At 63.7% G+C, this 12,251-nt stretch carries 9 protein-coding genes; 3 read left to right on the top strand and 6 right to left on the bottom strand.

From position 1 onward, the window contains the following. Positions 1–109: 109 nt before the first annotated feature. A complete protein-coding gene (locus tag ACF8EF_RS14045; protein WP_176685616.1) occupies positions 110–514 on the bottom strand; it encodes a hypothetical protein in 405 nt (134 codons plus the stop codon). A 248-nt stretch (positions 515–762) separates the two neighbouring features. On the opposite strand from ACF8EF_RS14045, the gene ACF8EF_RS14040 reads away from it, so the two are divergent. From ACF8EF_RS14040 to ACF8EF_RS14030, 3 genes are all read left to right on the top strand, one after another. After that, complete coding sequence (locus ACF8EF_RS14040) at positions 763–4,593, top strand: EAL domain-containing protein (protein WP_392460860.1); 3,831 nt, start codon at positions 763–765, stop codon at positions 4,591–4,593. Between the two features lie 307 nt (positions 4,594–4,900). Then, a complete protein-coding gene (gene glyA, locus ACF8EF_RS14035) occupies positions 4,901–6,154 on the top strand; it encodes a serine hydroxymethyltransferase (RefSeq protein WP_014589625.1) in 1,254 nt (417 codons plus the stop codon). A 248-nt stretch (positions 6,155–6,402) separates the two neighbouring features. After that, positions 6,403–7,356, top strand: coding sequence for an arsenic resistance protein (locus tag ACF8EF_RS14030; RefSeq protein ID WP_176685614.1), 954 nt, complete (start codon positions 6,403–6,405; stop codon positions 7,354–7,356). A gap of 28 nt (positions 7,357–7,384) precedes the next feature. On the opposite strand, the gene ACF8EF_RS14025 is transcribed toward ACF8EF_RS14030, so the two are convergent. The 5 genes from ACF8EF_RS14025 to ACF8EF_RS14005 all read right to left on the bottom strand — a co-directional run bounded on the left by ACF8EF_RS14025 (position 7,385) and on the right by ACF8EF_RS14005 (position 12,244). Next, on the bottom strand, positions 7,385–7,732 hold the full coding sequence (locus ACF8EF_RS14025; protein ID WP_256122407.1) for a RidA family protein: 348 nt from the start codon (positions 7,730–7,732) through the stop codon (positions 7,385–7,387). A 16-nt stretch (positions 7,733–7,748) separates the two neighbouring features. After that, on the bottom strand, positions 7,749–9,167 hold the full coding sequence (locus ACF8EF_RS14020) for an aldehyde dehydrogenase family protein (RefSeq protein ID WP_176685613.1): 1,419 nt from the start codon (positions 9,165–9,167) through the stop codon (positions 7,749–7,751). Positions 9,168–9,179: 12 nt separating this feature from the next. Then, the gene (locus ACF8EF_RS14015) at positions 9,180–10,223 is read right to left on the bottom strand and encodes a homoserine dehydrogenase (RefSeq protein ID WP_176685612.1); all 1,044 of its coding nucleotides are present in this window, start codon (positions 10,221–10,223) and stop codon (positions 9,180–9,182) included. 198 nt (positions 10,224–10,421) lie between these two features. Further along, positions 10,422–10,859 (bottom strand): Lrp/AsnC family transcriptional regulator, encoded by a 438-nt coding sequence (locus ACF8EF_RS14010; RefSeq protein ID WP_010951921.1) that lies wholly within the window; start codon positions 10,857–10,859, stop codon positions 10,422–10,424. Next, entirely contained in the window at positions 10,856–12,244 is a 1,389-nt protein-coding gene (locus tag ACF8EF_RS14005) for a threonine synthase (protein ID WP_176685611.1), read from the bottom strand. The genes ACF8EF_RS14010 and ACF8EF_RS14005 overlap by 4 nt, the downstream gene beginning before the upstream one ends. Positions 12,245–12,251 lie beyond the last annotated feature (7 nt).

Below are 12,251 nucleotides of genomic sequence, written 5' to 3'. Positions count from 1 at the left end.
CTTCGCGGCTAAAGCCGCTCCTACAGGGATCTGACTGCCTTCAAGGGCAATGCAGTACCTGTAGGAGCGGCTTTAGCCGCGAAAGGACCGGCACAGCAGCCGAAGAGGCTCAGACGTGACGCTGTTTGGCCTTGCCCCGCGGCAGGCGGCAACGGTCGCCCTGCTCGGCCAGGCGCGCGGCCCAGGCGGACTTCACGCTGAAGGCGCCGCTGCGGGCAGGTTGCTGCTCGGCCGCCTTGGCCGGTTTGCCAGGTGCAGGCGCAGTGCTGACCACCTTGGCTCCCGGCTTGACCGCCGGTACTGCAACAGCCGGCTCTACTGCCACCTTGGCAGTCTTGCGCAGTTCAGCCAGCGATGGGGCCTTGCTTTTGGCGGCAGCGGCCGCCTCGGGTTTGCCCAGCGAACGCTGGCAAGACTTGCAGGATACGTCCTCGGTCACGGCAGTGCTGACAAGGGTCTGACTGCTGCGCCCGCAGGCGGAATCGAGGCCATTGGAGGAAAAGTGAGTAACCAAAACCGAACATCTCCGATGCGTTGTCATGTGAAGCGGGCGCTATTCTCGCACAGGTTACAGGGGCTTGCCGAACCACCGGGCAGCCACCATCGGTCAGCATGGCTGGCACTTTGCCATAATCCGAGGCATGCTAGCCGGTTTCGGGTGTCCGGCCTTATAGTGCGCCACCGCGGTGCGCAAGCCCGGCGCCGGCACGCACCGTGTACGATCCTTCCCTGCCATCGCCAGCCCAATCGCAGGATCAACGCTTGACCAACCTTACTCATCCGTCGTCATTGCGTTCCGCACCACAAGCACCCGCTACTCTCCTGCGCGGGTCGATCAAGGGTGCGCTGGCGCTGCTGGCCCTGATCCTGCTGGGCCTGTTGCTGTGGCAGCTGTTCGCCCAGTTCAATCATACCCAGGCCGACTTGCGCAAACAGAGCCTGGACGCCTCCGCGGAACTGGCCGACCACCTGAGCCTGAACATGGCGCTCAAGGCGCAGCAGGCCGTGAACGTGGTACAACCCTACCTTGATGCACCAAGACCTGCCGCCCTGCCCAGTCTGATCGGCACCCTGCGCGAGCGCCTCCCCGCCCTGCAGAGCGTGGCCTGGCTGGACAACACCGGGCAGCTGCGCGCCGACAGCCTGGCCGGCAGCCCCGACCGCACATTGTTTGATGAGTTGCTCGCGCTGAGCCAGGGACGCCCGTACTTCTTCACCAATTCGGCCGACAACCACATCCTGTACCTGTTGCTGCACCAGGATGCCGCACAGGGTCGCGGCTACTGGCTACTGCGCCTGTCACCGGACTATTACCGCGAGCTCACCCTCCACCTCGAGGGCAGTGGCCACCCACTGTGGCTGCTGGAAAACAGCCGCAGCAGCGAGGTGCTGCTGCGCCACGCCGCAACCAACACCAGCAACGAACCGCTGCAAAGCGTGATGCTGGCGTTCATCGAAAACAGCACCTGGCAGCTGCGCGGTCTGTTCGACGCCAAACTGGCCCGGCAAACGTTATTGCCGGCGCTGCTCGGCAAATGCCTGCTGGTGCTGGTCTGCGCCCTGCTGCCGGTGCTGGCGCTGATCAACATGCGTCGCCGCCAGCGGGCGCTGCAGGAAGACCGCCGGCGTTATCAGGAAATTTTTGAAGGCACTGGCGTTGCCCTGTGCGTGCTCGACCTGTCCAGCCTGCCCGGCCAGCTCGATCGCTACCACCTGCGTAACCGGGCCGCGCTCAAGCACAGCCTGGCGCTGGACCCGAACCTGCGCCGCTCGCTACTGCTGGAGCTGAAGATCACCGAGGTCAACCAAGTGGCGCGCCAACTGCTGAACATCGACTGCCACGAAGGTGCCTGGCAGCGGCTGATCGATGGCACTGGCGACAGTCGAGACAGCGTTGGCATGCAACTGATCGATGCACTGATCGAACAACGCCCGTTGCTGGAGCTGGAAGTGCGCCTGCCGACACCGCAGGGCACCGAGCTGCACCTGTGGCTGATGGCGCGCCTGCCGCTGCAGCGTCGTGATTACCAGGCGGTGATCCTCAGCATCAGCGATATCACCAGCCGCAAACAGGTGGAGCTGTCACTACTGGAACGCGAAGGCTTCTGGTCGGACGTGGTACGCACCGTACCCGACCAGTTGTATGTGCAGGATGTGCCCAGCCAACGGATGATCTTCAGCAACCGCCACCTCGGCCAGACTCTGGGCTACGACCGCACCGAGCTGACCCAGATGGGCGACCGCTTCTGGGAGCTGCTGTTGCACCCTGAGGACGCCGAACACTACCAGGCACTGCGCCGGCAACAGCGCGACAGCGGTCATGACCAACCGCTGCACTGCCAGCTGCGCTTCCGCCACCGCGACGGAAGCTGGCGCTGCTACGACATCCGCGAGCAGGTGCTGAGCCGCAACGCCGAAGGCCTGGTTACGCGCATCATCGGTGTGGGCAAGGATGTGACCGTTCAGATCGAGGCCAGCCAGTCGCTACGTGACAGCGAGCAACGCTACCGCATGCTCGCCGAAAGCATCAGCGACGTGATCTTCTCCACCGACAGCCAGCTCAAGCTCAATTATGTCAGCCCCTCGGTAAAGAGCGTGCTGGGTTACCAGGCCGACTGGATCTTCGCCAACGGCTGGCAGTCCATCGTCGCCAACCCGGCCCAGCTCACCGGCATCTACAGCCTGATGGAGCGCGTCAGCAAGGCCATGGTCGATCCGGCGCAGATGGCGCAACTGTGCAGCCAGTTACCCACCCAACTGTTCCTGTTCGACTGCCTGCGCGCCGATGGCCGCAAGATCCCGATCGAGCTGCGCCTGGTGCTGGTGTGGGACGATGACCAGCGCTTCGAAGGCGTACTCGGGGTGGGCCGCGATATCAGCCAGCAACGCCGTGCCGAAAAAGACCTGCGCATGGCCGCGACCGTATTCGAACACTCCACGTCGGCGATCCTCATCACCGACCCGGCCGGCTATATCGTTCAGGCCAACGAAGCGTTCAGCCGCGTGAGCGGTTACGCCGTCAGTGAAGTGCTCGACCAATTGCCGGGCATGCTCACTGTCGACGAACAGCAGGAAGGCCACCTGCGCTATGTGGTCAAGCAACTGCATCAGCGCGGCAGCTGGGAAGGTGAGGTGTGGCTCAAGCGCCGTGACGGCGACCACTACCCGGCCTGGGTCGGCATCACCGCGGTACTGGACGACGAAGGCGACCTGGCCAGCTACGTATGCTTCTTCACCGACATCAGCGAGCGCAAGGCCAGCGAACAGCGCATCCACCGCCTGGCCTACTACGACGCCCTTACCCACCTGCCCAACCGCACACTGTTCCAGGACCGTTTGTACAACGCCCTGCAGCAGGCCGAGCGGCAGAAAGCCTGGGTGGTGCTGATGTTCCTCGACCTCGACCGCTTCAAACCGATCAACGACTCCCTCGGCCATGCGGCCGGCGACCGCATGCTCAAGGACATGGCCCTGCGCCTGCTGGCCTGCGTGGACGACGACGACACGGTGGCACGCATGGGCGGCGACGAGTTCACCCTGCTGCTGCAGCCGCGCCCCACCCGTGAAATGGCCCTGAACCGCGCCATCCACGTGGCCGAAAACATCCTCGGCAGCCTGGTGCGGCCGTTCGTACTGGAAAACCGCGAGTTCTTCGTCACCGCCAGCATCGGCATCGCCCTCAGCCCGCAGGATGGCAGTGAGCTGAGCCAGCTGATGAAGAACGCCGACACCGCCATGTACCACGCCAAGGAACGCGGCAAGAACAACTTCCAGTTCTACCAGGCCGAAATGAACGCCAGCGCCCTGGAGCGCCTGGAGCTGGAAAGCGACCTGCGCCATGCCATGGAGCAGAACGAGTTCATCCTCTATTACCAGCCGCAGTTCAGCGGCGACGGCAAGCGCCTGACCGGCGCCGAAGCGCTGCTGCGCTGGCGTCACCCGACCCGCGGCCTGGTGCCGCCGGGCGACTTCATCCCGGTGATCGAGGAACTGGGCCTGGTGGTGGACGTGGGCGACTGGGTGCTGCGCGAGGCCAGCCGCCAGCTCAAGGCCTGGCACAAGGCCAAGGTGCGGGTGCCAAAGGTGTCGGTGAATATTTCGGCGCGGCAGTTCTCCGACGGCCAGCTGGGCACGCGGATTGCCAACATCCTGGAAGAAAGCGGACTACCGCCGGCATGCCTGGAACTGGAGTTGACCGAAAGTATCCTGATGCGCGAGGTAAACGAGGCGCTGCAGATTCTTGCCAGCCTGAAGAACCTTGGCCTGAGCATTGCGGTAGACGACTTCGGCACCGGCTACTCGTCGCTCAACTACCTCAAGCAGTTCCCCATCGACGTCCTGAAGATCGACCGTACCTTCGTCGACGGCCTGCCCGAAGGCGAGCAGGACGCGCAGATTGCCCGGGCGATCATCGCCATGGCCCACAGCCTCAACCTGGCAGTCATCGCCGAGGGCGTGGAAACCCACGAACAGCTGGAGTTTCTGCGCGAGCATGGTTGCGACGAGGTGCAGGGCTATCTGTTCGGGCGGCCGATGCCGGCGCATCAGTTCGAGGCGCAATTCTCCAACGAGACCTTGTTCATGTTCCATTGACCCGCACGCTGCCTGCTCGCAAGGTCCCCCGTAGGAGCGGGTTTACCCGCGAACACCGGCGAAGCCGGTGCCATCCACCGCGCCGCCTTCTTCGCGGGTAAACCCGCTCCTACAAGTACGGTGCCGCGACTGAATTCTGCATAAAAAAGCGGACCTGCGAGTCAACTCCCGCCCCCGCCAAGCCCAGAAACGGCGCGGGATGCAAGATGAAGCCCATTGGTCCGCGACTTGATGCCACTTCATATGCCAGCCGCGAATCAATCGGTTAGAATGCACACCCAAATTACCCCGATCCTTGAGGACCGCCATGTTCAGCCGTGATTTGACCATTGCCAAGTACGACGCCGAGCTCTTCGAAGCCATGCAGCAAGAAGCTCTGCGCCAGGAAGAGCATATCGAGCTGATCGCTTCGGAAAACTACACCAGCCCGGCAGTCATGGAAGCTCAGGGCTCGGTCCTGACCAACAAGTACGCCGAAGGCTACCCAGGCAAGCGCTACTACGGCGGTTGCGAGTACGTCGACGTCGTCGAGCAACTGGCCATCGACCGTGCCAAGGAGCTGTTCGGCGCCGACTACGCCAACGTACAGCCGCACGCTGGCTCCCAGGCCAACGCTGCCGTCTACCTGGCCCTGCTGTCGGCCGGTGACACCATCCTGGGCATGAGCCTGGCACACGGTGGCCACCTGACCCACGGTGCTTCGGTAAGCTCCTCGGGCAAGCTGTACAACGCCATCCAGTACGGCATCGACGGCAATGGCCTGATCGACTACGACGAAGTCGAGCGCCTGGCTGTCGAGCACAAGCCGAAGATGATCGTTGCCGGCTTCTCGGCCTACTCGCAGGTTCTGGACTTCGCCCGCTTCCGCGCCATCGCCGACAAGGTCGGTGCCTACCTGTTCGTTGACATGGCCCACGTTGCCGGCCTGGTTGCCGCTGGCGTGTACCCGAACCCTGTTCCGTTCGCCGACGTGGTCACCACCACCACCCACAAGACCCTGCGCGGCCCGCGCGGCGGCCTGATCCTGGCCCGTGCCAACGCCGACATCGAGAAGAAGCTGAACTCCGCCGTCTTCCCGGGCGCACAGGGCGGCCCGCTGGAGCACGTCATCGCGGCCAAGGCCATCTGCTTCAAGGAAGCCCTGCAGCCAGAGTTCAAGGCTTACCAGCAGCAGGTCGTGAAGAACGCCCAGGCCATGGCCAGCGTGTTCATCGAGCGCGGTTTCGACGTGGTTTCCGGTGGCACCCAGAACCACCTGTTCCTGCTGTCGCTGATCAAGCAGGAAATCTCCGGTAAGGATGCTGACGCCGCCCTGGGCAAAGCCTTCATCACCGTCAACAAGAACTCGGTACCGAACGACCCGCGTTCGCCATTCGTCACCTCGGGCCTGCGTTTCGGCACCCCAGCCGTTACCACCCGCGGTTTCAAGGAAGCCGAGTGCAAGGAACTGGCAAGCTGGATCTGCGACATCCTGGCCGACCTGAACAACGAAGCGGTGATCGACGCCGTCCGTGAGAAGGTCAAGGCCATCTGCAAGAAGCTGCCGGTTTACGGCAACTGATTGGCGCTTGCCTGAAGTGAAAGAGCCCGGCCCAGTGCCGGGCTTTTTCGTGAACGGACCATGAAACACGTTCGCAGGCCTGATACACATCCTGTGGGAGCGGGCGTGCCCGCGAAGAAGGCTACGCGGTGGATGGCACCGGCTGCGCCGGTGTTCGCGGGCACGCCCGCTCCCACAGGGAATGATTTCGAGCAGCCACGTGCCATCACGTATTACCCTGTTTGACACCACCAACCACAGGCCACACCTTGACCAGAGAGCAACTCGAAACCCGGCAGATCCCCATCTACTTCGCCGCCGTACTGGCCGCGATCGTTTTCGGCCTGCTGGCCAGCGACACTGCGCGCCAGCTTGAAGCCCTGATCACCCCCGCCATCGCCGTGCTGATGTACGCGATGTTCCTGCAAATACCCTTCCTCGACCTGCGCCAGGGCCTGGGTAACCGCCGCTTCATCACGGCCCTGCTACTGGCCAATTTCGTTCTCGTTCCGCTGCTTGTCTGGGCCATTACCCGCGGGCTGGTGGAACACCCGGCGATCCTCGTCGGGGCCTTGCTGGTGCTGCTCACGCCCTGCATCGACTACGTGGTGGTGTTCACCCACATTGGCAAAGGCGACTCACGCCTGACCCTGGCCGCCACCCCCCTGTTATTGCTGGCGCAACTGGTGCTGCTGCCGGTGTACCTGGCCCTGATGCTGGGTGGCAGCAGCCAGGTGGCAATCTCCATCACTCCGTTCATGGAAGCTTTCGTGCTGTTGATCGTGGTGCCGATGGCCCTCGCGGTACTCACCAGCGCCGGTGCCCGGCGCTCGCGCGCCGTCGCGACCTGGAACGACGCCTGGGCGTGGTTGCCGGTGCCGGCCATGGCCTTGGTGCTGATGGTGGTGATCGCTTCGCAGATTGTCGTGGTACTGCGTGATTTCGACCGCCTGCTGCCGGTGGTTCCGGTATACATCGGCTTCATGCTGCTGGCGCCGGTGCTCGGCTTTATCTGTGCGCGCCTGCTACGCCTGCCTGCCAGCGAGGCACGCTCGGTGACCTTCAGCGCAGCCACGCGCAACTCACTGGTGGTGCTGCCGCTGGCGCTGGCGTTGCCAGAAGAGATGCGCGGGTTGGCGGCAGCGGCGGTGATCACACAAACCTTGGTAGAGCTGGTGAGTGAACTGATCTATGTACGGGCGGTACCACGGTTTGTGCGCTGACCCGTGGCACTCGTCATAGAGAAAAAGACTATTCGGGGCACACAGCGAACACCTGCACCTCTACCAGGTAGCCATCCCCCAGGTCGGCGCCCACGCAGGCCCGCACCGGTTTTGCACAGCCTTGCAACCAGGCGTCGTAGACTTCGTTGACCAGGTCGAAGTGGCGGTAGTCGGCAAGCCACATCTGAACCCGCGTCAGCTGCGCCTTGCCGACGTTGGCCTGCACCATCAGGCCGTCGATCACGCTCAGCGCCTGACGCAACTGCCCCTGCACATCCTGTTGCAGGTCATCGGCCACGATGCCTGCCGTTTCGAACAGGCCCCTGTAACTGACCGCCAGTGACATCCGCGCGCTTGATCCGTAGCGAGTGATCATCGAGGTACCCTCCCCCTCAACCCATCTGGTTGAAACAGACGACTTTGGGTTGGGTCATGTCCTCGTAGGCGAACCGCACCCCCTCACGCCCAAGACTCCCATACTTGGCGCCACCAAATGGCATGGCATCGAAGCGGTAGTCGGAAGAGTCGTTGATCATTACACCGCCGGCCTCGATACGCCGGGCCAGGCTCAACGCCAGCGACAGGTCGCGGGTGAACACACCGGCATGCAAGCTGTACTCCGGGGCATTGGCCAGCGCTATCGCCTGCTCGACAGTCTCGAAGGGCGCCAGCATCACCACCGGCGCAAAAACCTCCTCAAGCCACAGCCGGCTGACGGGGTCAACGCTTTCGAGCACTGTCGGCGCATAGATCGCCCCCTGACGCTGGTGGCCGCAGAGCAGGCGGGCACCGCCCTCAAGCGCCTGGTTGACGCGTTCTTCGATCTGTCGGGCAGCCGCTTCGGTGATCATCGGCCCCATATCCGTTTCGCGCCGGCCCGGATCGCCCCAGACCATCGCCTGGGTCAATGCCACGAAGCGTTCGCGGAACGCCTCATAGATCGAGGCATCTACGAGAATGCGCTGGGTGCCGATGCAGTTCTGCCCGGCCGCCCAGAACGCGCCCGACACACACGACTCGACCGTGGCCTCAAGGTCGCAGTCCTTGAGCACCAGCACCGGGGCATTGCCGCCAAGGTCCATGGCAAGCTTTTTCAAGCCAGCCCCGTGCGCAATCTGTTCGCCCGTCGCGAAACCGCCCGTAAAGGAAACCATGCGCACCTCACGCACAGCCACCAGCGCCTTGCCCAGTTCGGCGCCCCCCGTGGCTACGGTAACGACGGCCTCCGGCAGCCCTGCATCAACCAGGTACTGCACCAGTTTCAGGGCAGAAAGAGGGGCCAGTTCCGAGGGTTTCAGAATGACCGCATTGCCCCCTGCAAGTGCTGGCCCCAGCTTGTGCGCCACCAGGTTAAGCGGGTCGTTGTACGGGGTAATGGCCAGGATCAACCCCAACGGCTCGCGGGTGAACCAGCCCTGACGCGACTCGGAGCCTTCATAGGCATCGAAAGGCACCACCTCACCGGCGTTGCGCCGCGCCTCTTCGGCAGACAGCTTGAGCGTGTTGATGCAGCGTTTGACCTCTTTTTCGGCCTGGCGCAGGGTCTTGCCCGCTTCATCGACGATCAGGCCGGCAAAGTCTGCCGCATCCCGTTCAATGAGCTGAGCGGCGTGTTCAAGAATGTGCGCCCGGCGGTGCCGGGGCAGCGCCGCGCTTTCACGCACACCCTGACGGGCACGGGCGAGCAATGCAGGCACCGCTTCTGCGCCGAGGTTGTCGACGCTGCCAACCAGGCTGCCATCGAAGGGGTTGTACACATCGATCAAGGCGGGTTGCTGAACAAGCGCCCGCGATACGGAAGTCAGGCTCATGAACGTTGCTCCTCAGGCCGAATGGCCGGCCGCGTGAATGGCGACAATGTCCGACAGCAGGGCAAAAGCCGTTTCGATGCGCCCCGCCCCCGGGCCGGACACGGTTACAGCCCCCAGCAACTCGGTGTCGAACGCCAGCGCATTGGTGGCGCCTGAAATACCCGCCAGGGGGTGATGGCCAGGCAACAGCATCGCTTCGACGCTGGCTCGCACCGAACCATCGGCTTCACGGCGGGCACTGCCGATCAGCTTCCAGCGCTCGCCCGCCGCCCGTGCTTGCTCGATAGCGGCGCTGTCGATGGCACTGATACCGCTGCAGGCCACATCACCCACCTGCAGACAGGCGCCGAGCAACTCATTGGCGAGGATCACCACCTTCAGGCGTACGTCATGGCCTTCCACATCGGCGGTCGGGTCAGCCTCGGCAAAGCCAAGCGCTTGTGCCTGGGCCACCGCCTCGTTGAAGCCAAGCCCTTCCTCCATGCGCGTGAGCACATAGTTCGAAGTCCCGTTGAGAATGCCCTCGAAACCCACCAGGCCGGCGCCCGCCAGGGTCTGGCGCGCCATGCGCAGTACCGGCGTGCCGCTCATCACGGCGCCTTCATATTCGAACGACACTTCGTTGGCCTTGGCCAAAGCCTTGAGCGCCTGGGCATGCAAGGCAATCGGCCCCTTGTTGGTGGTCACCACGTGCTTGCCCGCCTCCAGCGCCCAGCGGCAGAAGGTTGCTGCCGGCTCACCGTCCTTGGGGTTGGTGAATGTGGCCTCGGCGATGATGTCGGCGCCTGATTGCTTGATCACCGCCTCATTGAACGCCTCGGCCGAACCTTGAGGGAGTTGCGCCAGCGCGCCCTTCTGGGCCGGCAGCGCGGCCAGCATGGCGGCATCCAGGCCGTCGCGGTCGATCACCGACCCCAGGAACAAGTCGGTGACACCAACGATTTTCAGGCCAAAGCCCAACTCTTGCTGCCAGCGCGCATTGCGTTCGGCGATCAGTTGGGCAAGCGCGCGGTTAACGCCACCAAAGCCAACGAGTGCAATTTTGTATTCGGTCATGGTTTGCTGTCCTGTCCAGGCAGTGGGTCGATGAGGACAAGCGTAAGAGCCGAGCACTGCCAGTTGAATATGGCAATCCGCTGTATTTATTGGCCAATCTGGCCAGTGCAAAACGCACGCTTGCGCCAGGGCAGAACGCACAACGCCGCCTGGGCGCGAACCCAGGCGGCGTTGTGCTAGCCAATGCTAAGACGCGCTTCAGACCACCGCAGCCAGGACGAACGATGTCACCGTGTTCTCCACCCCAGGCATGGCAGCGATTTCCTTCCACACATGGTGCACCCGCTCCGGGCTGGAGGCCTCGACGCGCAACATCAGGTCGAACTCGCCGCTGAGCACTTCACACTGGATCACCTCGGGGATCTGGCGCAGCGCATCGAGTACCGCCTCACCGCGCATGCGGTCATAGCGGTAGACGAAGATCACCGCGTTGATCAACGACGCCGGCCGCCTGCCCTCACCGATGCGCAGGGTATAACCCTGAATGGCGCCGTCGCGCTCCAGGCGCTCGATGCGCTGGCGTACCGCATTGCGCGACAGGTTCACCTTCAACCCCAACTCGGCGTGGGCGATACGCGCATTGGCGGTGAGCTCGGCGAGAATGCGCTCGTCCAGGGGGTCGAGGATGCGCTTCATCGCCCAGCCTGCAACCGGGCCAACAAGGCATGAACACCGGCCAGATCGTCAGGTGCCAACAGCGGCCCATCGCCCGCTGTGCCGACCGCGCCGGCGGGCACCTCACCGTGCCAGGCCCCCAGCTCCGCCAGCAGCCCGGCAGACTTTTCGGGGGCAAACTGCCCCAGCGTGACGATGGGCGCACCGATGTTGCGCCGGTGCAGGCGCCCGGCGAATACCCCGGTTGCGGCATGGGGGTCTACTGCGCTGCCCGTTTCGTGGAACAGCGTGACAATTTCTTCGCGAATCAGCACGTCGTCCACGGCATAGGAGTCGAACAGCATGCGCGCATGCAACCACTGGCGGTTGCCGATGCTCAGCTCGCCACACGCCTCGAAGTGCTCCATCAGCGCCCGGGTCGCCCCACCATCGCGGTCATACAGTTCCCAGACGAAGCGCTCCAGGTTGGAGAACAGCGAAAAGTCCATGACCGGTGACAAGGTCTGGCTGGGTGAACCACGGCTGTAGCGGTTGCAGTGGATGAACCGATGCAAGGCATCGTTGCGGTTGGTGGAGACGATGATCTGGTTGATCGGCAAGCCCATTTTCTGGGCAAGGAACCCCGCGTAAATCTCGGCAAAACTGGCCGTGGGGATGCTGAACCCGACCGGGCGTATCCCGCCACCGAGCTGCAGCGCCGCGTGGAAATAGAACACGATCTGCGCCAGCACGCCGACCCAGTTGGTGGAGTTGAAGCTGACCGGAATCAGCCCGGGGCATGGCCAGTCACGCAGCAGCGCCGACACCAGCGACTGGCAATCGTCAAAGCTGCCATCCACGGCCACGCAGCTCACGCTGTCGGACGCGGCGCTACGCATCACTGCCGCGCGGTCGGCGGGCGTGCCTGCGCTGGGGTATAGCGCCAGCAAGCCTGCTGCCGGGCAATGCCGCAACGCTTCGATAGCCGCTACTGCGGTATCGCCGTTGCTGGCACCGACCAGCATGACCCGCTCGCACTCCGCCCCCAGAAAGTGCCGGATAAAGCGCGCCTGCAACTGCGCGGCAAAGTCCTTGGAGGACCGGGTAGGCCCATGGAAAAGCTGCAGGATCCATTCGTTATGGCCAAGCTGCTGCAACGGCGCAATGCCGCGGTGGCGGAACCCGCGATAGCTGTCGCTGACCAGCGCCCTGAGCGTAGGCTCGTCGAGGGTATCGCCGACAAACGGTGCCATTACCCGCCAGGCCAGTTCGTCGAAGGGCAACCACGACCAGCTGGCAATTTCCTGTGGGCTGAACACCGGCACCGAGGTGGGCACATAAAGCCCGCCATCGTCGGCCAGGCCAGAAAGCAATGCCGTGCGGAAATCGACCCGTGTCTCGTTGCCGCGCGTGGATGTGTACTGCATCGGTGCT

This window comes from Pseudomonas sp. zjy_15, from assembly GCF_043101865.1.
Lineage (GTDB): Bacteria > Pseudomonadota > Gammaproteobacteria > Pseudomonadales > Pseudomonadaceae > Aquipseudomonas > Aquipseudomonas putida_Y.
This window is presented reverse-complemented; position numbering and strand designations above follow the sequence as displayed.